The sequence below is a fragment of the Nocardia sp. NPDC001965 genome (genome assembly GCF_053594175.1).
Map to the genome: position 1 here is coordinate 1 of NZ_JBSFDZ010000037.1, position 25,409 is coordinate 25,409.

Sequence of the window (25,409 nt, forward strand, 5' to 3'; positions counted from 1 at the left end):
CGCCACCCGTTACGACAAGACCGCCACGTCCTACCGCGGGATGCTCGACCTGGCCACCCTGCTCATCTGGCTTTGAGGACACTCTCTAGCGGGCCGGAAGCGCGGCGCGCACCATTGCCCAGATCTCGTCACGGGCCGTGCGGGTGACCGAGAGCGCCGGAATCGTCAGGAATCCGTGGAACAGTCCGTCGTAACGACGATGGCTCACCGCGACACCGGCTTCGCCGAGTAGTCGCGCGTAGCCGTCACCGGACGAACAGGGCGGATCGAGTTCGGCGGTGATCACCACGGCGGGCGGCAGCCCGGTCAGGGAGTCCGCCCGGGTCGGGATCAGACGCGGGTCGCCGGTGCCGTGCGGTGCGTACTGCCGCCAGTACCAGCGCATCGCCGCCGCGGTGTTGTAGTAGCCGGTACCGAAGCGGCGGTAGGACTCGGTGTCGAAATCGTCGTCTATCACCGGGTACAGCAGGAGTTGCGCGGCGATCGGGGGGCCGCCTCGATCACGGGCCGCCAGCGCCACGGTGGCGGCGAGGTTACCGCCCGCGCTGTCCCCGGCCACCACCAGGGCCGCGGGGTCGCCGCCGTACTCGGTGGCGTGCTCGGCGACCCAGACCACTGCCGCGTACATGTCCTCGTGTGCGGCGGGCGCGGGATGTTCCGGGGCGAGGCGGTAGTCCACCGACACCACGACCGCGCCGACCCCCTCGGCCATCGACCGGCAGAACTCGTCGTGACTGTCCAGATCGCAGAACACGAATCCGCCGCCGTGCGCGAACACGATCACCGGGAGCGCGGACGCGTCCCGGCGGGGCCGGTAGATCCGGATCGGCAGGGCGCCGCCCGGGCCGGCGATGGTCAGGTTGTGTACATCGCGCATGGCCGGCAGCCACTGCAGCGGGGCGCGGCGAGAGCGGACGATCGCCCGCAGCTCCGGCGCGGTCAACGTGGTGACATCGGGGAATCCGCTGTCGAGGGTGGCGAGCAGAGCGGCCACCTCGGGAAGCAGTTCGGGTTCCGCGTCGCGCACGGCTCCGGATTCCATCGGCGGCCTCCTCGATCTCGTGGCCGGCGGGGCACCGGCCGCATCCCTGGTCGGGTCACCGTAGATCCGCGAGAGCGCCGGTGGAGCCGCTCCTCCCGGAGAGTGGGCCGGTCCCGGCCGGGCGGCCCGGCCCGGCCATACCGTGGGGTGATGGGTGCACCGAAGGTCTATATCGTCGATCGGATCGAGACGATGCCCGGCCGCGCACGGGAATTCGTGGACCGCTATCTCGCGGAGTACGTACCCGGTGCGATCGGGCGCGGAATGACCTTGGCGCAGATTCTGGTCGCGCCGCCGCTGTGGTTCGACGACCGGTCCAATACGATCACCGTGACCTGGCAACTCGACGGGCCCGCCGGCTGGTGGGAGATGACCTGGCAGGGCAGACCGGATCCGGAACCGGGCCGGTGGTGGGCGGAAGTGGATCATCTGATCGCGCGACGCACGCGCGAATCGGCGGCCGCGGCCGCCGATATCGAGGTGCTCGCCGATGTATGAGGTCACCCGCCTGATCCACCTCGCGCCGGGGACCGGCGCCGACGAGATCGACACCCTGCTCGCCGAGCTGCGGGCCGTCACCGGCGCCGCGTCGCGTGCGCTGGTCGAACCGACGTTGCCCGGGGTACGCAACGGTGGCGATATCCTGCTCCGCCTGAGCTGCGCCGGAACCGGGTCGGCGCACGCGATCGGGTCCCGGGTGGCCGAGGTGTGCGACCGGCCGGAGGTCCCGCGAATCGACGGGGCCGACCACGGGCCCGGTATAGGCGGGGTGGCCGAACCCCGGCACAGCGGTGCGGTGTTCCGTACCCTGCTGTTGCGGGCGGATCCGCGGGCACCGGCGGCAGCGCTCGCCGAATTCGAGGCCGACCTGCTGCGGATGCCCCGTCATATCGACACCATCCGCGCTTGGCGGCTGAGCCGGGTGGACCGGGCCACGGGCTCAGCGGAATGGACGCACGTATGGGAGCAGGAGTTCACTGATCTCGCCGGGTTGTCGGGCGCCTATCTGGCGCATCCGGTGCACTGGGGTCTGGTCGATCGCTGGTTCGACCCCGAGTGCCCGGAATCGATCGTCCGGGACCGGGTTTGCCACAGTTTCTGTGCGAGTACCGGGCCGATCCTCACCTGATCGGCGTCAACGCCGCTGTGGGTCTTCTTCCTTGACCCGCTGCTCGACCTCACGCCACCGGCCCGGGGTCGGATGTGGGTAGTCGGCCTGGTCGTCGTGTTCGGCGGCTTTCAGCGCGGTTTCGGCCGCGTCGATATCGTCGATGAGCTGCTGGGCGAGGTCGCGTTCGGAGGCGTAGTACCGTTCGGCCCACTGCAGCACGATCTGCGAATAGGCCCAGCCCGGTTCCGATTTCGCGGCGGCCGCGTCGACGGCGGCGCTGCGTTCGAGCCGTTCGGCATCGGCGATATGGTCGCGCAGGATCTCTTTGAGCCGGTCGGGTGAGCTCAGATGCCCGAACATGATCCGCAGCATCACATGGTGCTTCAGCATGGGCGGGTCGACCGGGGCGCTGTTGGTCCAGGCGGTGACGGCGGCCCGGCCGGCCGGGGTGATCCGGTAGAGGCGGCGGCCGCGCATGGCGTTGTCGGCGTCGACCCGCGAATGCGCGAACCCGTGCCGTTCGAGCTTCTTCAGCTCCGAGTAGATCTGACTGTAGGAAGGGCTCCAGTAGAAATAGCGGATACTCCAGTCGGCCCATTTCTTCAGGTCGTACCCGGAGATCTCCTCCTCGTAGGAGAGCATGGCGAGCACCGCCCAGCTGGTCGGCGGCAGATTGATCTGCGCCTGGTCGGATTCGCTCGTCGTCATTCGCCGAATGCTATCAGTGATCATATTCCGGTCCGGCATATGACTACCGCTGAGCGGGCGGGCGCGCCACGCATTCGCCACCTCAACCCAGCAGATCGAAACCCTTGTACTCGGCGGCCGCGACCTCGGCGATGATCTCGCCGTACACCCCGAAACCGCTGACGAACGGCATGAACACTCGCGGTTTGCCCGGGATGTTGGCGCCCAGGTACCACGAGTTCGCCTGGGTCATCAGCGTCCCGGCAGCCCGGTCGGCGCATTCGGCGACCCAGGCCGCCGCGGCGTCGGCCCGGGCCTCGATCCCTTTCGCGCCGCGCCCGTCGACGAAACCGATCGCTTCCGCCACCCAATCCACGTGCAGTTCCGAATGCAGCACCATATTGGCGAGTACCGACGGGCTACCCGGCCCGGTGAGGTTGAACAGGTTCGGGAAGCCGGGGATACCGAGCCCCAGATAGGTCGCGGGGCCCTCGCGCCAGGTTTCGTTCAGCGTCCGGCCGTCGCGGCCGGTGATCGCGATCTTGGCCACCGATCCCGTCATCGCGTCGAACCCGGTGGCCAGCACCAGAGTGTCCAGTGGGAAGTACGACTCCGTGGTGTGCAGTCCACCCGCGTCGATCCGGTCGATCGGCGTGGCCCGCAGATCCACCAGCCGCACGTTCTCCCGGTTGTAGGTGCGGTAGTAGCCCGTATCGGTGCAGATGCGTTTGGTGCCGATGGGATGATCGCGAGGGATGAGCAGTTCGGCCACCCGGGGGTCGTCGATCTCGGCGCGGATCTTGTCCTCCCAGAACAACCGGGCGGTGTCATTGGCATCCGGATCGGTGAGCTGGTCGGGGAAGGTCTTGCTGAACAGCACACCGCCCAGTTGCCAGCGCTGCTCATAGGCGGCGCGCCGCTCCTGCGCACTCACCTCGAGCGCCGACTGCGGGTGGGCGCGATGCGGCGATCCGCCGCCGCTGGCCATCGACAGCCGTCGCCGCTGCGCGTAGTTCGCCTTCTGCTCACGGCGGATATCGTCGTCGAGGCGGGTGTTTCCGGCCGGCACGCTGTAGTTCGCGGTGCGCTGGAACACATGCAACTGCGCGGCCTGTTCGGCGAGGACAGGTATCGCCTGGATACCGGAGGATCCGGTACCGATCACGCCGACCCGCTGCCCGCCGAGATCGACCCCGTCGTGTGGCCAGGCCGAGGTGTGCAGCAGCTGCCCGGCGAAGGAGCCCAGACCGTCGATCGCCGGGGTGTTGGCATTCGAGAGCGGGCCGGTGGCCAGCACGACGAACCGGGCTGTGACGGCGCTCCCGGTATCGGTATCGACCTGCCAGGTCATGGTCGATTCGTCGAGGGCGATACCGGTGACGCGGGTACCGAATTCGATATCGCGGCGCAGATCGAAGCGGTCGGCGACGTGTTCGAGATAGGCCAGGATCTCCGGTTGTGCGGCGTACTTCTCGCTCCAGTTCCACTCCTGCTGGAGGTCTTCGTCGAAGGAGTACGAATAGTCCACGCTCTCCACATCGCAGCGGGCGCCGGGATAGCGGTTCCAGTACCACACCCCGCCCACGCCGTCCGCGGCCTCGAACACCCGCACCGTCAGGCCACTACCGCGGAACCGGTGCAGCGCGTACAGCCCTGCGATACCCGCGCCGACGACCGCCACATCGACTCGGGTCCGGCCGGGTGACGAGGGGTTTCCGGGGTTCACAGTGCCTCCAGCTGCTCGGGTGTCCGGGGTTCTGCTGCGACGGTAGGGAGAGCTCACCCGCGCGGGAGGCCCTTCTCCCGCTGACCGGCACATTCACCTGATTCGCGGGTTCTCCCGGTGACCGGGAGAAGCGTTCGCGCGCGCCGGATACCGGACCTACCGTCGGCCTCGGCAGGTCAGCGCGAGGAGGCGGTGGAGCAGTGGTGGACTTCGACGACGAAGTGGATGTGCTGGTGGCGGGTTCTGGTGGCGGGCTCGCCGGCGCCTACACCGCGGCGCGGGAGGGTCTGTCGGTGGCCGTGGTGGAGGCGACCGACAAATTCGGTGGTACCACTGCGTACTCGGGCGGCGGCGGGGTCTGGTTCCCGTGCAACCCGGTGCTGGAGCGTGCCGGTACCGACGACACTCTCGACGACGCGCTCACCTACTACCGCGCGGTGGTGGGGGACCGGACGCCGCCCGAACTCCAGGAAACCTATGTGCGCCGCGGCCGCGATCTCGTCGAATATCTGGAGAGCGACGCGCATTTCGAATTCCAGATGTACCCCTGGCCGGACTATTTCGGCGCGGCCCCGAAAGCGCGGCTGGACGGTCAGCGCCATATCGTCCCCGTCCCGCTACCGGCCGCCGAACTCGGTGACCTGCGCGAACACCTGCGCGGCCCGCTGGACACCGATCGGCTCGGCGCCGAGCCGCCGGAGCTCCTGATCGGCGGACAGGCGCTGATCGGTCGCTTCCTGCGCGCGCTGTCGAGCTACCCGGAGGTCCGTCTGTACCGGAACGCCGCGCTGGTGGAGTTGATCGTCGAGGCCGGGGCAGTGATCGGCGCGCGGATCGAACGACCCGAGGGCACGATCGCGATCCGGGCCCGGCGCGGTGTGGTGCTGGCGGCCGGCGGGTTCGAGGGCAACGACGAGATGCGCAGCCGCTACGGCGTCCCCGGTGCCGCCCGCGACACGATGGGTCCGCCCGGAAATCAGGGCAAGGCGCATCGGGCGGGTATCGCCGCCGGGGCCGATACCGATCTGATGGACCAGGCGTGGTGGTCGCCCGGGCTCACCCATCCGGACGGGCGGTCGGCCTTCGCGCTCTGGTTCACCGGCGGGATCTTCGTCGACCAGGACGGTAAGCGGTTCGTCAACGAATCCGCGCCCTACGACCGGCTCGGCCGGGCGGCGATCGACCGGCTGCGCGACGGCACCCTGACCCTGCCGTACTGGATGATCTACGACGACCGGGACGGCGTGCGGCCGCCGGTACAGGCCACCAACGTATCGATGGTCGAAACCGAGAAGTACGAGGCCGCCGGGCTCTGGCATACCGCCGACACACTGGAGGAGCTGGCCACCGTCATCGGCGTGCCGCCCGCGAACCTGGTCGAGACGGTGCAGCGGTACAACGCGATGGTCGCCGCCGGCGCCGATACCGATTTCGGCCGCGGCGACGAGGCCTACGACCGCGCATTCTCCGAAGGGGAACTGCCGCTGGTGCCGATCGAGCGCGGGCCCTTCCACGCCGCCGCGTTCGGCCTGTCCGATCTCGGTACCAAGGGCGGGTTGCGGACCGATACCGCGGCCCGCGTGCTCGGCCGTGACGGCGCACCGATTCCCGGTCTCTACGCCGCGGGCAACACCATGGCCGCGGTGAGCGGCACCGTGTATCCCGGCGGCGGCAACCCGATCGGCGCCTCGATGCTGTTCGGTCATCTCGCCGTACTCGACATCCTCGGCCGTTGACGCCGACCATCGCGACGCACCCACCCATGGGCGGCCCGAACCGTGTGCCCCCGACCTGAACAGGAACACCCCATGCCCGAACCCGACCGTATCCGCGCGGCCGTCCGCCGCTACCTCGACGCCGTCGCCACCGGCACGGCGGCCGATATCGCCGCCCTCTACGACGAGAACGCCACCCTGGAAGACCCGGTGGGCAGTCCGTCGCACACCGGGCGCGCGGCCATCGAGAAGTTCTACGGAAGCCTGGAATCCGCGCGCCGCAGTACCGAACTGCTCAGCCTGCGGGTCAGTGGCGACAGCGCCGCCTTCGGCTTCCGGGTGGTCACCGAAACCGGTGACCAGACCATCACCGTCGAACCCATCGACGTCATGACCTTCGACGAGGACGCGCGGATCACCAGCATGCGCGCGTTCTGGTCCTCCGAGGACATCAGCTTCGGCTGAGGTCTGCAGCTCCGCGAGAAAAGAGATATCCGTGTCCCCAACCGAACAGCACTGGGATCACGAGGTGGGATTCCTGGTCGTGGGCAGTGGCGCCGGTGGCCTCACCGGCGCCCTGGCCGCCGCCGACCGGGGTTCGGACACCCTGGTCATCGAGAAGGCCGGCTACTACGGCGGCAGTACGGCGCTGTCCGGCGGCGGGGTCTGGGTACCGAACAACCCGGTGCTGCTGCGCGAAGGGTTGGGTGACTCCCGGGCCGATGTCCGCGCCTACCTGGACGCGGTGGTCGGCGACCGGGTGCCCTCGGCCAATCTCGACGCGTTCATCGACGAGGGCCCGGCCATGCTGGACTTCCTGGAGCGCACCGGTCCGCATCTGCGGTTCCAGTGGTGCACCGGCTATTCCGACTACCACCCGGAGGCGCCCGGCGGCCGTCCCGCCGGGCGTTCGATCGAACCGTTACCGGTGGACCTGAAGAAACTGGGTGCCGATGAGGCCTACCTGCGCCCGGCTGCGCTCGCCACGCCGCCCGGGTTGTTCATCACGTCCAAGGATTTCGTCCAGCTGAACATGGTGACCCGGACCTGGAAGGCTCGGTGGACCGCGTTGCTCACCGGCTTGCGCGCGGTGAAAGCCGTGGTCCTGCGCCGGAATATGGATACGCTGGGTCGTGCCCTGATCGCCCGGCTGCGCCTGGCCCTGCGCGACGCCGGGGTGCCGCTGTGGCTGAACACCCCGATGCGCTCGCTGATCACCGACGAATCGGGCGCGGTGCTGGGGGTAGTGGCCGAACGTGACGGCCGGGAGCTGCGGATCCGGGCCCGCGACGGTGTACTGCTGGCCACCGGCGGTTTCGAATACAACCAGGCGCTGCGCAAACAGCATCTACCCAGCGGCGGTCGCGACAATTTCAGCGCCGCCTCCGCCGACAACACCGGCGACGGGATCGTCGCCGGTGAACAGGCCGGTGCCGCCGTGGATCTGATGGACGACGCGTGGTGGATGCCGTCGTTCCAGCGGCCCGACGGGATCAACCAGGTCCTGGTCTCGGAACGGTCGATCCCGCGCTCGATCATCGTCGACGGCTCCGGTGCCAGGTTCACCAACGAGGCCGCGCCCTACGTCACGTTCGTGCACGCGCAGCTGGCCGGCGGCCACGATCCCGCCTGGCTGCTGTTCGACGGAAAAGCCAAGAGCCGCTATCCGATCGGCGGGATCCTGCCCGGCCAGAAGTTCCCCGCCGAATGGCTCTCCTCGGGATTGATCCGCAGCGCGGCCACCGTCGGCGAGCTCGCCGGGCAGATCGGTGTTCCGGCCGACGCGCTCGAAGCGACGTTGCGGCGGTACAACGAGTCGGTACCGGGCGGTCGCGATACCGAGTTCGCCCGCGGCGAGAGCGCCTACGACAACTATTACGGCGACCCGTCGCTGCCGCACCCCACCCTCGATTTCCTCGACCACGCCCCGTTCTACGCCCTGCGGATCCGCATCGGTGACCTGGGCACCAAGGGCGGTCTGGTGTACAACGAAAATGCCCAGGTGCTGCGCGCGGACGGGTCCGTGATCGACGGCCTGTACGCCGCCGGCAACACCTCCGCCGCGGTCATGGGCAACGACTACGCGGGCGCCGGCGCCACCATCGGGCCCGCGATGGTGTTCGGCTATATCGCCGCCCGCCACGCCGCGACGAAGGAGTGACCCGTGCAGCCCGTACAGTGCGCCAACTGCGGAAACCGAGTGCTGGTCGAGAAGTTCAGTCCCAGTCACACCAGTGTGCAATGGCTCGACGACGCCGAATCCGCCTGCCCCGAATTCGCCCGCCGGGCGGCCCTGGGCGAGCACAGCAACTGGATCCCGACCTGTCCGGCGCTGCGTGATTCGATCGAACGCGCTGTCGCCGAGGGGGATCTGGCCACCGACGGGCTCCGCCGCGAACCCGTTCCGGGCCGCCTGGGCTGAACCGGCCGCCCGACCACTCACCGGGAACGCCCGGTGAGTGGTCGGCGTGGAACTGGCAGCCTGATCCACAGAACTACGCCGAGATGGAGGTCGACGATGACATCGGAGTCCAGTACCGCGCACGAACTGCGCGAAGTCCGCACCGACGCCGGAGTGCTGCGGTACTACGAAGCAGGCGCGGGTACACCGCTGCTGCTGTTGCACGGTTCCGGGCCCGGCGTCACGGGCTGGCGTAATTTCCGCGGCAACCTCGACTTCTTCGCCGAACGCTTCCGCACCCTGATCCTGGAGTTCCCCGGGTTCGGCGTCAGTGACGATTTCGGCGGCCATCCGATGATCACCGCCCTCGACTCGGTGGTCCGGTTCATGGACGCGCTCGGTCTCGACCAGGTCGATATCGTCGGCAATTCGATGGGCGGCGGGGTCGCGCTGAACTACGCGATCGCCCACCCCGACCGGGTCGGCAAGATCGTGACCATCGGCGGGATCGGCAAGAATCTCTTCAGCCCGGGCCCGGGCGAGGGTATCCGGCTGCTCCAGGACTTCACCGAGAACCCCACCCGGGAACGGCTCATCGCCTGGCTGCATTCGATGGTCTACGACCCGGCGCTGGTCACCGAGGAGATGATCGAGGAACGCTGGGCCCAAGCCACCGATCCGGCCACCCTCGACAGCGCCCGGCGCATGTACAGCAAGGCCGCGTTCACCGGGATGGTCCGTGCCATGGAGGCTGCCGACACCCCGCCACCGTGGGCGATGCTGCACAAGGTCAAGGCACCGACCCTGGTCACCTGGGGTCGCGACGACCGGGTGAGCCCGCTGGATATGGCCCTGATCCCGATGCGCACGATCCCGCGCGCCGAACTGCACGTGTTCCCGGATTGCGGTCACTGGGCGATGATCGAGCAGAAGGCCGCCTTCGAATCTGCGGTCATGGCCTTCCTGACCCGCAAGTCCTGATGGATTCGACTCGTCAGGCGTCGGCGCGCAGATGAGCCGTCGCCTGCTCGTACCCGCCGGAGCCGAACGACTCGGCACGGCGGTAGACCAGGTGGACTACGCCCGTGGTGAACGTGGTCGAGGAGAGCAGGCGCAACGGCAGTGTCTCGCTGTTCTCGAACAGCCGCAGACCTTTGCCGACGACGATCGGGTGGATCAGCAGATGCAGTTCGTCCAGCAGATCGGCGGCCAGCAACTGGCGCACCACGGAAACCGAGCCGCTGATCGCGATATCCGAGCCCGGTTCCTCCTTCAGGGCCGCCACCGCCTCGATCAGGTCCCCGCGCAGCGCTTCCGAATTACGCCAGGTGAACTCGCGATAATGCCGCGACCAGACGGTCGGCCGATCCGAGCACAGCTTCGTTCGCCGCTTCGTACGCTTCCCCGCTTCGTACGCTTCCCCGCCTGCCTCGTCGAAGTCCATCACCCGGACCTCGGAGGCGCGTTGCACGTGACCGGGTCCGTTCAACGGTGGACAGCGCATCATTACCTACCCGGCATGCTTCCTCCATCTCGCCCTGGATCGCGCGCGCTTCCGCCAGGCCGAGACGATCCAGCGCGGGCTATCCGTATCAACTCCAGCGCGTCGGCCGCACCGACATTGCCGTCGAGACCGAGGAGTTGTCGCGCCATACCGGCCAGCACGAATGCGCAGACCGCGGGATCATCTGCGTGGCTCGCGGCTCGGGCGAGGCACGCAGCACTGCTGTGCTGTGGCCTGCTGCCCGGAGTCCCAGCTCATCGTCGCGTCGATCTCGGCTCACTGTGCGACAGCCTGGTGAGCCGAGATGCGCTGGCCCTACCGCTGGGTGCTGCCGGCGTCGACCGGGAGGGTGATCGCGGTGATGTAGCGGGCCTCCTCGGAAGCCAGGAACAGTGACGCGTTGGCGATATCGACCGGTTCCACCCACGGGATCGGCAGCATGTTCATGGTTTTCGCGGCTTCGGCGAATTCCTCACGGGTGGGGTTCTCCCGGTCCGGGCGGAACGAGCGGCGGACCATATCGTTCTGGATCATCGGAGTGTCCACGTTCGTCGGATGCACCGAGTTGACCCGGATGCCGTGCGGGGCCAGTTCCTGGGCGAGCGACCGCATCAGTCCGACCACACCGTGTTTGGCGGCGGTGTAGTGGGCTACACCGACCAGGCCGACCAGGCCGGCGATCGAACTGGTCAGGATCATGGATCCGCTGCCGCGCGCGATGAGATGCGGCGCGGTCGCCTTGCAGGTCTGCCATACGCCGGTCAGGTTGACGTCCAGCATCGTCTGCCACTGCTGCTCGGTCAGTTGCAGACCGGGTGCGCTGGAGGTGATCCCGGCCGTCGCGCACACTACGTCCAGGCCGCCGAATTCGTCCACCGCCCGATCGGCCACCTGACGCAGCGCCGCGCCGTCGCGGACGTCGACGGTGGTGGCGATGATCCGCGCCCCGGTCTTCTCCACCGCTCGCGCGGTTCGGGCGAGGTCTTCCTCGGTGGCCGGCGGAACGACCACCGTCTCCACCGGTCCGCAGATATCGAGTGCGACGATATCGGCGCCTTCCTCGGCGAGCCGGATCGCCTGCGCTCGTCCGATTCCCCGTGCTGCGCCGGTGACCAGCGCTACTTTTCCCGAAACCCGTCCCATGTCACACCTTCTGAGTAAGTCCGGCGTCGACGACGAGCTGGATTCCGGTGACGTACCGGGACTCGTCGGACGCGAGGAACAACACGGCATTGCTGATATCCACCGGCTCCACCCAGGGCACCGGCAGGATCGTCCGCTGCGCCAGTACCGCGGCAGCGTCGTCACGGGTCGGATTCGAAGCGCCCGGTACCAATTTCGCGTAGACGTCGTCGTTGAGGATCATCGGTGTCGCGACCGAACCCGGGTGCACGGTGTTGACGCGGATGCCCTGTGGGCCGAGTTCGTTGGCGAGGGTCCGGGCCAGGCCGACCACCGCGTGTTTGCTCGACGAATAGTGCGCGGCCGCGGCACCGCCCTTGACGCCGTTCGTGGATCCGACGATCACGATCGACGCGCCGTGACCGAGATGCGGCCCGGCGGCCCGGACGGTGTGCCAGACCCCGGTCAGATTGATATCGAGGGCGCGCTGCCAGGCGGCGTCGGAGAGTTCCCAGGTCGGAGCCAGATCCGCGTAGACGCCGGCGTTCGCGACCACCACATCGAGGCGGCCCAGCTGCGTTACGCCCGTGTTCACGGCTTCTTCGACCGCGAGCGCATCGCGCACATCGGCGAAACCGGTGACACACCGGCGGCCGAGCGCCTCGACCTCTTCGGCCACGGCGACCAGCTCGGCCGCGTTCTCCTCGAGGTCGAGCGCGATGATATCGGCGCCCTCCTCGGCCAGCCGGCGGCAATGGGCGCGGCCCATCCCGCCGGCCGCCCCGGTCACCACCGCTACCCGGTTCTGCAGGCGCTTCATCGCGCGCCTCCGGCGAATACCGTATCCATGCGGGCGACGCTAGGTCCGCCGGATTTCCGGTGGTCCCGTCTCTCCCGGTCACCGGTCCGTGACCGAAACCGCTCCCGCTGGATGGGAACGGTCTTGTCTCACCGGCGTGGGCGCCTCCCGCCGATGGGCGGCGCCCGGTGCCTGCCTGTCACGATGCCGAGCGCGCGATCCGGAAACCGATATCGTCGAGCCGGACCGTGGGGTGACTGCGGCGCCGGACCGAGGCGCGGCAACTCCAATGCTCGTCGAACCAGCCGCCACCGCGTAACACCCGGTAGTCGCCGTAGACGTCCGGGTCGTATCGGTCCCAGCACCACTCCCAGACCGTGCCGAGCATGTCGTGCAATCCCCATTCGTTGGGCCGCTTGGTTCCGGCTTCGGGCAGCCGTCCTCCGGAATTCGCGCGGTACCAGGCGATCTCGTCGAGCGGCCCGTAGCGCGGGCCGGTCGTGCCCGCGCGGCAGGCGTGTTCCCATTCGGCCTCGGTCGGCAGCCGGTATCCGTCGGCCGCCGCGACCCACTCCACCCGGTCGTCGTCGACCCGGTAGGCCGGTGTCAGTCCGCCGCGCTCGGACAGGGCGTTGCAGAAACGAATCGCCGCGTACCAGGAGATGCTGTCGGCGGGCAGTGCCGCTTCCCCGGGACGGCCCGAGATCAGTGCGTACTGCGACCGGGTGACCGGTAGGGCCGCCAACCGGTACGGGCCGAGGTCCACCGGCCAGCTGCGTTGTGTCCGCCGATCCGACAGCGTCACCCGGCCCGCCGGGATATCGACGAGTTCGATCCTGTCGGTACGCGCATCCACGACAACCGAACCTACCGATCGACCGGCGGCCGGGCACCCGGCACCGCCGGTCGGTCTGTTCGACCCGGCCGCGACCTCCCGGTGGTCGACGACCTCGGCGAACCCGGCCGTTCACGACCAGGTCCTGGCGCACCGGAGTCGACGTCCCGGTGGCTCCGGGAAGCCTGTCGTGCCTACGGGACGATGACCGCGCGCCCGCGCAGCGTCCCGGCGGCCAGCCGACGATACGCCTCGGGCGCGTCGTCGAGACTGAAGCGTTCGGTGGCGATATCGAGTACTCCGTCGTGTGCGAGGTCGACGAGTTCGATCAGTTCGGCGCGGGCGCCCCAGTAGGGCGAGGTGGCGGTCGCTTCGTACGGACTGACTCCGAACCCGACCCGCGCCGCCGATCTGCCGTCTCCGATTCCGACGATGGTCACATCGGAGTCGACACCGGCCACCGCCATGGCGGTATCGATGGTCGGCTGGAAACCGACGAAGTCGAGCACCAGGCTCGCCCCGGCCGGACCGGTGATCTTGCGGACGTTGCCGGCGGCCTTGTCGTCGGAGAGCACGGCCTCGTGGGCACCGACCGAACGGGCGAAGTCCAGTTTCTCTTCGTTCACGTCGAGCGCGATGACACGGGTCGAGGACAGGTGCCGGAGCAGCTGGATGGCGACATGGCCGAGACCGCCGCTGCCGATCACCACCGTCCAGGAGCCCGGCCGCAGTTTGTCCAGCGACCGTTTGATCGCGTGATAAGGGGTCAGACCCGCGTCGGTGAGGGGGACGGTGGCCACCGGGTCGAGATCGCCGATGGGTACCAGATGGCGGGGCGAATCGACGATCAGGTACTCGGCGATCGCACCCGGCGAGCCGAGCCCGGGTGGCATGATGCCCAGCTCGGCGGCCCGCGAACAGTAGTTCTCCAGACCCTGCGCGCAGAACCAGCAGTTTCCGCAGCCCCAGGGCCCGTATACGACGACATTCGTGCCGATATCGATTCCGCGCACTCCGTCACCGACGGCGGCGACCTGTCCGGCGCCCTCGTGCCCGAGGGTCAGGGGAAGTTCGATGCCGAACTGTTCGGGCGGATTGTTCATGACGAAATCGTCGGAATGACAGACCCCTGCCGCGGTCACCCGCAGCAGGACCTCCCCGGGGCCGGGTTCGGGGGTGGGGATCTCGCGGACCTCGGGCTCCGCCCCGGCGGTCACGTACTGCAATGCCTTCATAGCGCCTGTCCTCTCCGAGCCGAGCGACTGGGTGCGTGCTGGTGGGAACGTTAGCGAATGCGCATGTACTACGCTTGCCGACCAGGCTAGTCCGGTGGCGGCCCGGGCGGTGGCATCTGCGATAGGCCGGCCGCCGGCCGTCGCGACTGTATCGCCTGCGTGCCAGGCTTTCAGTCGAGCTGTTCCGTGCGCAGCGGACCGATCGCCGCTGCGTGTCCGGACCCGTCTCGCCCGCCCTACCGATGATGCCGGAGGTCCGATCGCCCCTCCTCGGCGGTGGGGTCCGGATCAGAGTGCCGAGGGCCATGGTCGAGATCCCGGAGATCCTCGTGCCGGATCGAAATGCGCCCCGGCTACCGGAAGAGTTCGAGTTCTCCCGCTGATCGAGAACTACTACCGGGGGCTACCGTGGGCGCTTCGCAGATATCGGGACGCCGCGGTCCCCGCCCGGGTACAGCCGTACCGCGCAACCGAAGTCGTACGACGAAGGTACGGTCGTCAACGGCTGATCCATCCGCACTCACTCGAAGCGCCGGCCGAAATCTCCACCCGACTGCTCCGGATCGGTGCGATGAGATTGCTGGCCGCGTGGTTCGGGCGTCGCCTCGCCCGACACTCGTGGTGGGAGTCCGAGGGGCGAGTTTTCGATATCGATCAACCGGGCATCTTCATCGGGACCCCGGTCCGCCCTGCGCGGATCGTGGGGCAGCCCGCTATCACCCCGAACTCGATCCGGAAGTGGAATGTTGCGGGCCGACACATCCGCCCCGGTGCCCGTCGGCGGGTCAGCGGGCACCGGGTGGGCGGATACCGGTGAACCAGTCGAGCAGATCGGGATCGTCGACCGCGCTGCGCTCCACCACCCGCGCCGGATCGGCACCCTGGAACAGGCGTTTGATCGGGACTTCGAGTTTCTTACCCGTGCGGGTGTGCGGAATCGCGGGCGCGACCAGGATCTCGTCGGGGACATGACGTGGTGAGACCTCGGTGCGGATGACTTCCTTGATCCGGTCGCGCAATGCGTCGGTGAGTTCGGTGCCCGGGGCCAGCACCACGAACAGCGGCATCCAGTAGCCGCCGTCGGGTTGTTCGGCGCCGATCACCAAAGCCTCGGCGACCTCGGGCAGGCGCTCGACCGCTTGATAGATATCCGCGCTGCCCATCCGGATACCGTGCCGGTTCAGGGTGGAATCGGAACGGCCGTGCACCACCACGCTGCCCCGGCCGGTGAGGGTGATCCAGTCGCCGTGACGCCAGACGCCGGGGTAGGTATCGAAATAGGCGTCGTGGTAGCGGTTACCGTCCGGGTCACGCCAGAACTGCACCGGCATGGACGGCATGGGCGCGGTCACCACCAGTTCCCCGACCTCGCCGCGGACGGGTTGCCCCACCTCGTCGAAGGCCTCGAGGGCGACGCCCAGATACGGTGCCGACAGCTCACCCGGCCACACCGGAACCGTGCGGACGCCGCCGGCGAACGCCGACACCACATCGGTACCGCCGCTGATCGAGGACACCGGCACACCGCCGGCGTTCTCGTGCAACCACAACGCCGATGCCGGCGGTAGCGAGGAGCCGGTGATACCGATCAGCCGCAGCGCCGTGAGGTCGTGCTCGGCGGCGGGTACCGATCCGGCCTTCATGCAGCCCAGCACGTAGCCCGGACTGGTGCCCAGGACGGTGGTGCGGGTGCGGGCGGCGATCTCCCAGAGGCTGTCCGGCCGCGGATGCGCGGGACTGCCGTCGTAGCAGACGATGGTGGCGCCGGCGAGCAGACCGGCGAGCTGGAAGTTCCACATCATCCAGCTCGGGCTGGTGTACCAGAAGAACGTATCGGCCGGGCCGATATCGGATTGCAGCGCTACGGCTTTGAGATGTTCCAGGATTACTCCGCCGTGGCCGTGCACGATCCCCTTGGGCAGACCGGTCGTGCCGGAGGAGAAGACGATCCACAGCGGATGCGCGAAATTCACCGCTTCGGTGGCCGGGATCGCTGCTCCGGCCGGATCCGCTGCCGCCGCCCACGAGGTGCTCCCGGGGATCTCGATGCCCAGCCGCTCGACCACGACGGTCGCCCGCAGACTGTCCAGGCCCTCGCGCAGGTCGGCGATATCCGCGCTCTTGTCGTGCGTCTTCCCGCCGTATCGGTAGCCGTCGGCGGTGACCAGTACCACCGGTTGCAGCTGGCCCAGCCGGTCCAGTGCGGCCTTCGCCGAATAATCCTGACCACATGCGCTCCAGACCGCGCCGATCGCGGCGGTGCCGAGGAAGGCCACCACTGTTTCGGTGATATTCGGCAGATAGCCGACCACCCGGTCACCGGGCCGCACCCCGAGATCGCGCAGGGTGCGCGCGAAGGCGGCGGCTCCGGCCAGCAGATCCGTCCACGACGTCTCGGTGATCTCGGCACTGCCCTCGGTCACCTGGAGGATCGCCGGACGGTCGGTTCGCGCCTGACCGGCCACTCGATCCACATAGTTCAGCGTCGTGCCGGGGAACCAGCGGGTATTGGGCATCTCCGGGCACGGCAGTACCTCATCGGCGACGGGCCCGAGGTCGAAGTACTCCCATACGGCCAGCCAGAAATCGGATAGGTTGTCGACCGACCAGCGCCACAGCGCGTGGTAGTCCGGTAGGTCGGCTCCGGTCCGCGCGACGACGAAACGGGTGAAATCGGTGATCCGGGCGTCGGCGATATCCTGTTCGCTCGGTACCCACTGTGGTTCCACCGGGTAACCCTTTCTGTCCTGTGTTCATTCGGCGCCGTCTGTGGCGGGCGGAGTGCTGCCCTGTTGCCGAACGGGCTGTCCGGGCGGGACGCGAGATCCTGTGCCCCGTGCTCATAGCTCCGGCACTCACATCGAGTTCTCCCGCCCCTGGCATTGTTCGTGGTCTCGAACGTTCCCCCGAACAGTGCGATGAAACCCACGGCGGCGAGCCGACTCGCCGGGAACCGGCCGAGTGCGGTGCTGCTTCCGGTGAGTTCTGCTGGAATGTAACTGTTTCACAGTTTTCCGTGTCGCGCGCACCGGACGGCCGATACGGACGGCTCCGGATATCGCCGGCACCATCTCAGCGGGCGACCCGATCGTCGCCCTGGGCGCGCAGGCAGATCTGTTCGGCGTGGCGCAGCAGTGGCGCGTCCACCATCCGGCCCTCATAGGCGAAAACACCGCGATGGTTCGGCGCGGCGGCGAGTACGCCACGGGCCCAGTCGATCTCGTCCGGCGAAGGCTCATACGCGGCCCGGATGACCGGGATCTGGGACGGGTGGATGGCGACCTTGACCTCGAAACCCACCGCCACCGCGTCCTCGGCCTCGGTACGCAGCCCGTCGAGATCGCGGATGTTCAGATAGACCATGTCCAGGGCCAGCCGACCGTGTGCCTTGGCGGCGAGCAGGCCGGTGCTGCGCAGGTGCAGCGCCACATCGCGATAGCTGCCGTCGGCCCGGCGGGTGCCGGTACCACCCATCGCGGCGACCAGATCCTCGACTCCGCACATCACGCCGCGAGTATTGGCGGCCGACGCGATCTGCTGGATCTCCAGCGCGCCCAGCGGCGATTCGATCAGGGCGAACACCTGGTACCCGGACAGCCTCGTCACCTGGTGGATCGACTCGGCCTTGGGCAGCATGACCAGCCGGTAGGCGGTGCGGCGTAGCGCTTCCAGATCCAGTTCGTGATCCGGGGTTCCCGCCGGATTGACCCGGACCACCGTGGTCGCAGGGTCGAGCGGAGTCTCCACCAGAGCCGTGCGGGCGGCGGGCTTATCGGCCGGGGCCACACCGTCCTCCAGGTCGAGGATCACCACATCGGCGGCAGCGGCGGCCTTGCGGTAGCGCTCCGGGCGGTCGGCGGGACAGAAAAGCCACGCCGGTCCGGGAGACTGCCAGCCGGTGTCCGGGCTCGACTGATCGGTCATTTCTCGTACCTCCTCGCGGTGCGGGCGGCGGTCGCGGGCCTCACGCCGGGTCCCCGGCCGGGCGCAAACGGATCAGCGCGTTGCGGACGGCCACCCCGACCACCGTGCCGTGCTGGTTGCGGGCAACGTGCCGGAAGGTGACCACGCCTTGACCGGGCCGGCTCTTCGATTCCCGTTTGCCCAGCACCACCGTCTCGGTGTACACGGTGTCGCCGTGGAAGAGCGGTGCCGGGAATTTCACCTCCTCGAAGCCCAGGTTCGCGACCGTGGTGCCCTGGGTCAGATGCGCGACCGCCTGACCGATCATGGTGCCCAGGGTGAAGAGCGAATTCACCAGTCGCTCGTGGAACGGCTCCTGGGCGTCGCTGAAGGCTTTGTCGATATGTAGGCCCTGGGTGTTCATTGTCAGCGTGCTGAACAGCACATTGTCGGTTTCGGTCATGGTGCGGCCGGGGCGGTGCTCATAGAGCACGCCGGTCTCCAGTTCCTCGAACCAGAGACCGGTCTGGACTACCCGTGTCAGGCCGGTGGTGTCGTGGTCGACATCCTTGGTGATCTTCTCGCCGCTCACAGCCCGAGCTCCCGTCCGATCAGCATGAGTTGTACTTCCGTGGTGCCCTCGCCGATTTCGAGGATCTTGCTGTCCCGGTAGTGCCGGGCCACCGGGTACTCGTTCATGAAGCCGTAGCCGCCGAAGATCTGGGTGGCGTCACGCGAGTTGTCCATGGCGGCCTCGCTGGCCACCAGTTTCGCGATGGCGGCCTGCTTCTTGAAGGGTTTACCGGACAGCATGAGCGCGGCGGCGTCGTAGTAGGCGGTGCGGGCGGTATGGGCGCGGGCCTCCATCCGGGCGATCTTGAAGGCGATCGCCTGGTTGCTGCCGATCGTCCGGCCGAACGCCTCGCGTTCCCCGGCGTAGCGCACGCATTCGTCCACGCAACCCTGCGCCGCGCCGACCGACAACGCGGCGATGGCGATCCGGCCCTCGTCGAGGATGCGCAGGAAATTGGCATAGCCGCGGCCGCGCTCGCCGAGCAGGTTCTCCTTGGGCACCCGGACATCGTCGAAGGTGAGCGGATGAGTGTCCGAGGCGTTCCAGCCGACCTTGTCGTAGGCGGGCTCGGCGGTGAACCCGGGGGTGTCCGCCGGGACCAGGATGGTGGAGATCTCTTTCTTGCCGCCGGTCTGTCCGGTCACCGCGGTCACGGTCACCAGGGCGGTGATATCGGTGCCGGAATTGGTGATGAACTGCTTGTTGCCGTTGATCACCCAGCTGTCCCCGTCTTCGACAGCGGTGGTACGGGTGCCGCCCGCATCGCTGCCGGCGCCCGGTTCGGTGAGGCCGAACGCGCCCAGGTTCTGTCCGCTCGCGAGGCGCGGCAGCCATTCCTGTTTCTGTTTCTCGTCACCGAAGCGGTAGATCGGCATGGCGCCGAGCGAGACACCTGCCTCGAGGGTGATGGCGACGCTCTGGTCGATTTTGCCGAGTTCCTCGAGGGCCAGGCAGAGCGCGAAATAGTCGCCGCCCATCCCGCCGTACTCCTCCGGGAAGGGCAGCCCGAACAAGCCCATCCGCGCCATCCCCGAGACGACCTCGTAGGGGAAGCTGTGCTCGGCATCGTGTTTCGCCGCCACGGGGGCGACCACCTGGTTCGCGAAATCCCGGACGGTCAGCGCCAGGTCGCGGTAGTGCTCGGGCAATGTGCCGGTGGACAGGAAATCGGTCACCTGTGCCTCATCTCGTTGTCGGGGACGGTTTCGCCGGTGCGCGGACCGGAATCAGCTCGGGGCGGGTTCGGCGGCGGCCGCAGCCGATTCGTCGCCGGTTCCGGGCGCCGGTTCCGGATGCACTCGCGCCAGCACCTCGTCCAACCGCACCGAGGTGCCTGCGGTGACGAGTACCTCGACGGTGCCGGCCAGCGGTGCGGTGAGCGAATGTTCCATCTTCATGGCCTCGACCACCAGGATCGGTTCGCCCGCGGTCACCGGCTTCCCGGATTCCGCGGTCACGGCGAGCACCGTTCCCGGCATGGGGCTGCGGATCTCGGCGTCGTGCGCGGCGGCGTCGCCGGCACGCACGGATTCCTCGGCCAGCTCGCGCAGCAGCGCCACACCCGCATCTCCGGCGACCCAGATCGCGGCCGCGGATTCCGCGACGCGATATTCCCGGCGGATACCGTCGAGGGTGAGCGTCACGGTGTGGACGACAGTCCCCGCGGGGAGTCCGGTGGACGTGGCGTACGGGCCGAGTTCGGCTGTCGCGGAGATGGATTCACCGTCCTCGACGCGTATTCCGGTATTGCCGGGGGTGCCGGTGAGATCGACGTGCACCACCCGGTCCCCGCCCGCCAGCCGGATCCGGATCGGCGCCTGCGCACCGACCCGCCAGCCGCTCGGATACGCCCACGGATCGGCCGGACCGGCCGGCCAGCGCCGCAACCACCGGTACACGGCGGCGGCCGCGAAGAGGTCGTCGGCGACCGGTGGCGCCCGGAAATCACCGGCCCGCCGGTCCAGGAGCGCGGTGTCCAACCGGCCCGCCGCCACATCCGGATCGGTCAGCAGGAAGCGCAGGAAGTCGATATTGGTCCGGACACCGAGCAGTACGGTATCGCGGAGCGCGCGGTCCAGAGTGGCCAGCGCGGTGTCGCGGTCGTGACCGTGTGCGACGACCTTGGCGAGCATGGGGTCGTAATCGCTGCCCACCACCGTGCCCACCGCGAGCCCGGAATCCACCCGGACTCCCGGGCCGCCCGGTTCGGCCAGGTCCAGGACGGTACCGCCGGTCGGCAGGAAATCGCGGGCCGGGTCCTCGGCGTACACCCGGGCCTCGACGGCATGGCCGTGCAGCCGGATATCGTCCTGCTGCAGCCGGATCCGTTGTCCGGCCGCGATCCGGACCTGGCATTCCACCAGGTCGAACCCGGTGACCAGCTCGGTGACCGGATGCTCCACCTGCAGACGGGTGTTCATCTCCATGAAGAAGAATTCGTCCGGCCGGTCGGCGGAGACGATGAACTCCACCGTGCCCGCGCCCACATAGTCGACACTGCGCGCGGTGGCGCAGGCGGCGGCACCGATCCGCGCCCGAGTGGCGGGGTCGAGCAGGGGCGACGGCGCTTCCTCGATCACCTTCTGGTGACGCCGTTGCAGACTGCATTCCCGTTCGCCCAGATGCAGGACGGTGCCGTGGGTATCGGCCAGGATCTGCACCTCGATATGCCGGGGGCGGGTGACGAAACGTTCCAGGAACAAGGTGTCGTCCCCGAACGCGGACGCTGCCTCGCGCCGCGCACTGACCAGCGCCGCAGGCAGATCCGCGGGATCGTCGACCCGCCGCATCCCTTTGCCGCCACCGCCCGCGGACGGTTTCACCAGCACCGGGTAACCGATATCGGTGGCCGCCGCGATCAGTGCGGTATCGGTCAGTCCGGGTTCGGCGATCCCCGGGACCACGGGCACGCCGGAGGCAGCGACCGTGGTCTTCGCGGTGATCTTGTCGCCCATGATCTCGATCGCCTTCGCCGGGGGACCCAGGAAGACGATCCCAGCGGTATCGAGCGCGGCGGCGAAAGCGGCATTCTCGGAAAGGAATCCGTATCCGGGATGCACCGCGCCCGCTCCGGAGCGTCGAGCGGCGTCGACGACCCGGTCGATACTCAGATAGCTGTCCCGGGCCGGTGCCGGACCCAGCCGCACCGCCGTATCGGCGGCCCGGACATGCGCGGCGTGGGTGTCGGCATCGCTGTACACCGCGACCGAGCGCAGGCCCATGGCCCGCAGTGTCCGGATGACCCGCACCGCGATCTCACCGCGATTGGCCACCAGCACCGTGTCGAAGGGCAGAGGATGGTTGGAATTCAGCATGGTGATCACATCCGGAAGATGCCGTAGGAGACCGGTTCCAGTGGCGCCTGCGCGCACACCGAGAGCGCCAGTCCGAGCACTGTGCGGGTATCGGCCGGGTCGATGACACCGTCGTCCCACAGCCGGGCCGTCGAGTAGTAGGGGTTCCCCTGCGCCTCGTATTGCCGGCGGATCGGTTCCTTGAACGCCTCCTGATCGGCCTCGCTCCACGGCCGGCCGTCGCCGTCGAGCTGATCGCCGCGCACGGTGGCCAGGACCGACGCCGCCTGTTCGCCACCCATCACCGATATCCGGGCATTGGGCCACATCCACAGAAAACGCGGTGAATAGGCCCGGCCGCACATCGAATAGTTCCCGGCGCCGTACGAGCCGCCGATCACGACGGTCAGTTTGGGCACGCGCGCGCATGCCACGGCGGTCACCATTTTCGCGCCGTGTTTGGCGATACCGCCGGCCTCGTAATCGCGGCCGACCATGAAACCGGTGATGTTCTGCAGGAACAGCAGCGGGATCTCGCGTTTATCGCAGAGTTCGATGAAATGGGCGCCCTTCATGGCGGATTCGCTGAACAGCACCCCGTTGTTGGCGACGATGCCCACCGGATGGCCGTGGATATGTGCGAAACCGGTGACCAGGGTGGTGCCGTATTCGGCCTTGAACTCTTGGAATCCGGCAGCGCCGGTGGTATCGGCGTCGACGATGCGGGCGATCACTTCGCGCACGTCGTAGGGCGTGCGCAGATCCGCGGGGACGATGTCGTAGAGCTCGTCGACCGGCGCGGCGGGTTCGCGGGCGGGCTGCATCGCCCAGGCCGGTTCCGGCCGCGGACCCAGGGTGGCGACGATCCGGCGCACCGTACGCAGCGCGTCGCGGTCGTCGTCGGCGAGATGGTCGGTGACCCCGGAGGTGCGGGAATGCAGCGCGCCGCCGCCCAGTTCCTCAGCGGTCACCACTTCACCGGTGGCCGCTTTCACCAGTGGCGGTCCGCCGAGGAAGATCGTGCCCTGGTCGCGCACGATCACCGCTTCGTCGCTCATGGCCGGGACATACGCCCCGCCCGCCGTGCACGAACCCATGACCGCGGCGATCTGGGCGATCCCGCGGGCGCTCATGGTGGCCTGGTTGTAGAAGATACGACCGAAATGTTCGCGGTCGGGGAACACCTCGTCCTGTTCGGGCAGGTACGCGCCGCCGGAATCCACCAGGTACACGCACGGCAGGTTGTTGTGCAGTGCCACTTCCTGGGCGCGCAGATGTTTCTTCACCGTGACGGGGTAGTAGGTGCCGCCCTTGACCGTGGCGTCGTTGGCCACGATCACGCATTCGCGGCCGGAGACGCGGCCGATACCGGTGATGATGCCGGCGCCGGGAGAATCGCCGCCGTACATTCCGTCGGCGGCCAGCGGGGACAGTTCCAGGAACGGGCTGCCGGGATCGAGCAGCTGGTCCACTCGGTCGCGCGGCAGCAGTTTGCCGCGGGCGATATGACGCTGCCTGGCCTTCTCCGGCCCGCCGAGCGCGGTTGCGGCGAGCCGATGGCGCAAGTGATCGGCCAGGGTGAGATTCGCGGTCCGGTTATCGGATCCGGACCGGATGGCGGGCGCTGGGCTCGCGGTGCGGGTCATCGCGTCATCCTGACGTCTGAGTTAATCGCTGATAACTGGAATTGAGGTTAATCTTGACTAACCGAGTTGTCCAGAGCTGGTGAAAGGAGTGCCGGTGACCAGTGCCGATTCTGCCACCCCGACCCGGCGCGAACTGCTGAAACAGCAGCGACGCGGCCAGTTGCTCGCCGCCGGGGCGCGGCTCATCGCCGAACGCGGATACCTCGGTATGCGCCTGGACGACCTGGGCGCCGCGGTCGGGATCAGCGGCCCCGCGGTATACCGGCACTTCCCGAACAAAGAGGCGCTGCTGGTGGAACTGCTGGTCGGGATCAGCCGCCGATTGCTGGACGGCGGCAGCGCCGTCGCCGCGGCAGCGACCGGCCCACCGGAGGCGCTGGCCGCCCTGGTGGAATTCCACCTCGACTTCGCGCTGGGTGAACCCGAGCTCATCCGCATCCAGGACCGCGATCTGGACAATGTGCCGCCCCCGGCCCGCCGGGAGATCCGGCGCACCCAGCGCCGCTATGTGGAGATCTGGGTGGAGGTGCTGTGCGAGATGACACCCGGCCTCACCGAGGAGACCGCCAGGGTGCAGGCCCATGCGGTGTTCGGGCTGCTCAACTCCACTCCGCACAGCGCCGGCCCGGTCCAGAACCGCAGCCGCGCTGTGCTGCGCTCGATGGCTCTTGCCGCGCTCACCGGCCCTTCGCCGGACTGAACCTGCGGTATCGAAGGACGAAATCGTCTGTGCCAGAAGATTTGTCCGATTGGATGATCGCCGACCGGTGGTCATAGAGTCGCCGCATGACCGAGCAGCGGTCCAACCCGCACGACGCCTACTTCCGCAAAGTGATGTCCCGCCCGACCAACGCCGCCTCAGAGCTACGCGCCGCACTACCCGAGTCGATCAGCAACCGCCTGGACTGGGCCGACCTACAGCTACAACCGGGCAGCTTCGTGCACTCCGATCTCCGCAACCGTTTCAGCGATCTGCTGTTCCGTACCCGCCTCGACGGCCATCCTGCCTACGTGTACCTGCTGATGGAGCATCAATCCAGCAGCGATCGGTTCATGGCCTTCCGCATGCTCGAATACATGGTCGCCATCTGGCGCCAGCACCTCATCGACAAGGCGGGTGCCAGAACCCTGCCCGTGATCATCCCGGTGGTCGTGCACAACACCGCCGACGGCACGCGTTGGTCACCGTCACACCCCACCGAACTCGCCGACCTGCTCGACCTCGACCCGACCACCCGCGAGGCCCTCGGTCCCCATCTCCCGCGGCTGCGATTCCTCCTCGACGATATCGCCGTGCTCGATCTCGCCGCCCTACGCGAACGCGACCTGACTCCCGCGGCCAGGGTTCTCCTGGTCCTGCAGCGCATCGCACCGAGAAACGGGCGGCTGGGACACGATATGCTGGACTGGCTCGAAGACCTCCGTGCCCTCGATACCGGCCCGGATGCACTCGGCGATTACCGGACTGTCCTGACCTACATCATGACGGTCGGCGAAACCGTCGAAGCCGACCTTGCGGCGGTTTTCGAACGGCTCGGCCCGCGAGCGAAGGAGGCCATTGTGACCACAGCAGAAATCATCGAAGCCCGCGGTGAGGCACGTGGTGAGGCCCGCGGTGAGGCACGTGGTGAGGCACGTGGCCGCGCGGCGGCGTTGCTCGAGTTGTCGACTGCGAAGTTCGGGCCGGTGCCCGAGGCGGTGGCCGATCGGATCCGCTCGGCCGATCCTGCCCGGGTCCGCGTCTGGACGGCCCGGGTGCTGACCGCCACCACTGTCGACGAACTGTTCGACTGAACCCGGGCGTCATGCGGCTGTG

The 25,409-nt window shown here is 68.3% G+C and carries 23 protein-coding genes; 9 read left to right on the top strand and 14 right to left on the bottom strand.

All coding sequences use genetic code 11. The features are described 5' to 3' along the window. Positions 1-85: 85 nt before the first annotated feature. Positions 86-1,042 carry an alpha/beta hydrolase gene (locus ACWCPQ_RS29935; protein WP_449905094.1) on the bottom strand — a complete coding sequence of 319 codons (957 nt, stop codon included), beginning with the start codon at positions 1,040-1,042 and terminating at the stop codon, positions 86-88. A 150-nt stretch (positions 1,043-1,192) separates the two neighbouring features. Here ACWCPQ_RS29935 and ACWCPQ_RS29940 point away from each other — a divergent pair, with 150 nt between their 5' ends. Continuing rightward, positions 1,193-1,540, top strand: coding sequence for a hypothetical protein (locus ACWCPQ_RS29940; protein WP_449905096.1), 348 nt, complete (start codon positions 1,193-1,195; stop codon positions 1,538-1,540). Next, positions 1,533-2,171, top strand: a complete 639-nt coding sequence (locus tag ACWCPQ_RS29945) for a Dabb family protein (RefSeq protein WP_449905098.1) — start codon at positions 1,533-1,535, stop codon at positions 2,169-2,171. The genes ACWCPQ_RS29940 and ACWCPQ_RS29945 overlap by 8 nt, the downstream gene beginning before the upstream one ends. 6 nt (positions 2,172-2,177) lie before the next feature. On the opposite strand, the gene ACWCPQ_RS29950 is transcribed toward ACWCPQ_RS29945, so the two are convergent. Together ACWCPQ_RS29950 and ACWCPQ_RS29955 are read right to left on the bottom strand one after the other, a co-directional pair. Further along, complete coding sequence (locus ACWCPQ_RS29950) at positions 2,178-2,861, bottom strand: PadR family transcriptional regulator (protein WP_449905099.1); 684 nt, start codon at positions 2,859-2,861, stop codon at positions 2,178-2,180. Between the two features lie 82 nt (positions 2,862-2,943). Then, entirely contained in the window at positions 2,944-4,566 is a 1,623-nt protein-coding gene (locus ACWCPQ_RS29955) for a flavin-containing monooxygenase (protein WP_449905101.1), read from the bottom strand. 200 nt (positions 4,567-4,766) lie between these two features. On the opposite strand from ACWCPQ_RS29955, the gene ACWCPQ_RS29960 reads away from it, so the two are divergent. From ACWCPQ_RS29960 to ACWCPQ_RS29980, 5 genes are all read left to right on the top strand, one after another. Then, positions 4,767-6,302 carry an FAD-binding protein gene (locus tag ACWCPQ_RS29960; RefSeq protein ID WP_449905103.1) on the top strand — a complete coding sequence of 512 codons (1,536 nt, stop codon included), beginning with the start codon at positions 4,767-4,769 and terminating at the stop codon, positions 6,300-6,302. 72 nt (positions 6,303-6,374) lie between these two features. Continuing rightward, positions 6,375-6,746: a nuclear transport factor 2 family protein gene (locus ACWCPQ_RS29965; RefSeq protein WP_449905105.1), complete on the top strand. Its 372-nt coding sequence runs from the start codon at positions 6,375-6,377 to the stop codon at positions 6,744-6,746. Positions 6,747-6,777: 31 nt separating this feature from the next. Next, complete coding sequence (locus tag ACWCPQ_RS29970) at positions 6,778-8,442, top strand: FAD-binding protein (protein WP_449905106.1); 1,665 nt, start codon at positions 6,778-6,780, stop codon at positions 8,440-8,442. Positions 8,443-8,445: 3 nt separating this feature from the next. Next, positions 8,446-8,703 (top strand): hypothetical protein, encoded by a 258-nt coding sequence (locus ACWCPQ_RS29975; RefSeq protein ID WP_449905108.1) that lies wholly within the window; start codon positions 8,446-8,448, stop codon positions 8,701-8,703. A 96-nt stretch (positions 8,704-8,799) separates the two neighbouring features. Next, positions 8,800-9,663, top strand: coding sequence for an alpha/beta fold hydrolase (locus ACWCPQ_RS29980; RefSeq protein ID WP_449905110.1), 864 nt, complete (start codon positions 8,800-8,802; stop codon positions 9,661-9,663). A gap of 13 nt (positions 9,664-9,676) precedes the next feature. On the opposite strand, the gene ACWCPQ_RS29985 is transcribed toward ACWCPQ_RS29980, so the two are convergent. The 11 genes from ACWCPQ_RS29985 to ACWCPQ_RS30035 form a co-directional block, all read right to left on the bottom strand. Next, positions 9,677-10,153 (bottom strand): dihydrofolate reductase family protein, encoded by a 477-nt coding sequence (locus ACWCPQ_RS29985; protein WP_449905112.1) that lies wholly within the window; start codon positions 10,151-10,153, stop codon positions 9,677-9,679. Positions 10,154-10,501: 348 nt separating this feature from the next. Then, on the bottom strand, positions 10,502-11,329 hold the full coding sequence (locus tag ACWCPQ_RS29990; protein ID WP_449905114.1) for a mycofactocin-coupled SDR family oxidoreductase: 828 nt from the start codon (positions 11,327-11,329) through the stop codon (positions 10,502-10,504). A 1-nt stretch (position 11,330) separates the two neighbouring features. Then, the gene (locus ACWCPQ_RS29995; protein ID WP_449905116.1) at positions 11,331-12,128 is read right to left on the bottom strand and encodes a mycofactocin-coupled SDR family oxidoreductase; all 798 of its coding nucleotides are present in this window, start codon (positions 12,126-12,128) and stop codon (positions 11,331-11,333) included. Positions 12,129-12,306: 178 nt separating this feature from the next. Further along, a complete protein-coding gene (locus ACWCPQ_RS30000; RefSeq protein WP_449905118.1) occupies positions 12,307-12,963 on the bottom strand; it encodes a formylglycine-generating enzyme family protein in 657 nt (218 codons plus the stop codon). 173 nt (positions 12,964-13,136) lie between these two features. Beyond that, entirely contained in the window at positions 13,137-14,177 is a 1,041-nt protein-coding gene (locus tag ACWCPQ_RS30005; protein ID WP_449905119.1) for an NAD(P)-dependent alcohol dehydrogenase, read from the bottom strand. Positions 14,178-14,962: 785 nt separating this feature from the next. Then, positions 14,963-16,906, bottom strand: a complete 1,944-nt coding sequence (locus ACWCPQ_RS30010) for an acetoacetate--CoA ligase (protein WP_449905121.1) — start codon at positions 16,904-16,906, stop codon at positions 14,963-14,965. Between the two features lie 343 nt (positions 16,907-17,249). Further along, positions 17,250-18,101 carry an HpcH/HpaI aldolase/citrate lyase family protein gene (locus tag ACWCPQ_RS30015; protein ID WP_449905123.1) on the bottom strand — a complete coding sequence of 284 codons (852 nt, stop codon included), beginning with the start codon at positions 18,099-18,101 and terminating at the stop codon, positions 17,250-17,252. A gap of 40 nt (positions 18,102-18,141) precedes the next feature. After that, a complete protein-coding gene (locus tag ACWCPQ_RS30020; RefSeq protein ID WP_449905125.1) occupies positions 18,142-18,672 on the bottom strand; it encodes a MaoC family dehydratase in 531 nt (176 codons plus the stop codon). Beyond that, on the bottom strand, positions 18,669-19,829 hold the full coding sequence (locus tag ACWCPQ_RS30025) for an acyl-CoA dehydrogenase family protein (RefSeq protein ID WP_449905127.1): 1,161 nt from the start codon (positions 19,827-19,829) through the stop codon (positions 18,669-18,671). The genes ACWCPQ_RS30020 and ACWCPQ_RS30025 overlap by 4 nt, the downstream gene beginning before the upstream one ends. A gap of 51 nt (positions 19,830-19,880) precedes the next feature. Continuing rightward, a complete protein-coding gene (locus tag ACWCPQ_RS30030) occupies positions 19,881-21,968 on the bottom strand; it encodes an ATP-binding protein (protein WP_449905148.1) in 2,088 nt (695 codons plus the stop codon). A 5-nt stretch (positions 21,969-21,973) separates the two neighbouring features. Beyond that, positions 21,974-23,593, bottom strand: coding sequence for a carboxyl transferase domain-containing protein (locus tag ACWCPQ_RS30035; RefSeq protein WP_449905129.1), 1,620 nt, complete (start codon positions 23,591-23,593; stop codon positions 21,974-21,976). 94 nt (positions 23,594-23,687) lie between these two features. Between ACWCPQ_RS30035 and ACWCPQ_RS30040 the strand changes: the two genes are divergently transcribed. After that, positions 23,688-24,293, top strand: a complete 606-nt coding sequence (locus ACWCPQ_RS30040; protein WP_449905131.1) for an SACE_7040 family transcriptional regulator — start codon at positions 23,688-23,690, stop codon at positions 24,291-24,293. An 86-nt stretch (positions 24,294-24,379) separates the two neighbouring features. Next, complete coding sequence (locus tag ACWCPQ_RS30045) at positions 24,380-25,387, top strand: Rpn family recombination-promoting nuclease/putative transposase (protein WP_449905133.1); 1,008 nt, start codon at positions 24,380-24,382, stop codon at positions 25,385-25,387. Positions 25,388-25,409: the final 22 nt, after the last annotated feature.

Excerpts from the sequence above, each read along its gene's own strand:
- ACWCPQ_RS29935 (WP_449905094.1), bottom strand. The coding sequence starts at position 1,042 with ATGGAATCCGGAGCCGTGCGCGACGCGGAACCCGAACTGCTTCCCGAG.
- ACWCPQ_RS29940 (WP_449905096.1), top strand. The coding sequence starts at position 1,193 with ATGGGTGCACCGAAGGTCTATATCGTCGATCGGATCGAGACGATGCCC.
- ACWCPQ_RS29945 (WP_449905098.1), top strand. The coding sequence starts at position 1,533 with ATGTATGAGGTCACCCGCCTGATCCACCTCGCGCCGGGGACCGGCGCC.
- ACWCPQ_RS29950 (WP_449905099.1), bottom strand. The coding sequence starts at position 2,861 with ATGACGACGAGCGAATCCGACCAGGCGCAGATCAATCTGCCGCCGACC.
- ACWCPQ_RS29965 (WP_449905105.1), top strand. The coding sequence starts at position 6,375 with ATGCCCGAACCCGACCGTATCCGCGCGGCCGTCCGCCGCTACCTCGAC.
- ACWCPQ_RS29980 (WP_449905110.1), top strand. The coding sequence starts at position 8,800 with ATGACATCGGAGTCCAGTACCGCGCACGAACTGCGCGAAGTCCGCACC.
- ACWCPQ_RS29990 (WP_449905114.1), bottom strand. The coding sequence starts at position 11,329 with ATGGGACGGGTTTCGGGAAAAGTAGCGCTGGTCACCGGCGCAGCACGG.
- ACWCPQ_RS29995 (WP_449905116.1), bottom strand. The coding sequence starts at position 12,128 with ATGAAGCGCCTGCAGAACCGGGTAGCGGTGGTGACCGGGGCGGCCGGC.
- ACWCPQ_RS30005 (WP_449905119.1), bottom strand. The coding sequence starts at position 14,177 with ATGAAGGCATTGCAGTACGTGACCGCCGGGGCGGAGCCCGAGGTCCGC.
- ACWCPQ_RS30015 (WP_449905123.1), bottom strand. The coding sequence starts at position 18,101 with ATGACCGATCAGTCGAGCCCGGACACCGGCTGGCAGTCTCCCGGACCG.
- ACWCPQ_RS30030 (WP_449905148.1), bottom strand. The coding sequence starts at position 21,968 with ATGCTGAATTCCAACCATCCTCTGCCCTTCGACACGGTGCTGGTGGCC.
- ACWCPQ_RS30035 (WP_449905129.1), bottom strand. The coding sequence starts at position 23,593 with ATGACCCGCACCGCGAGCCCAGCGCCCGCCATCCGGTCCGGATCCGAT.
- ACWCPQ_RS30045 (WP_449905133.1), top strand. The coding sequence starts at position 24,380 with ATGACCGAGCAGCGGTCCAACCCGCACGACGCCTACTTCCGCAAAGTG.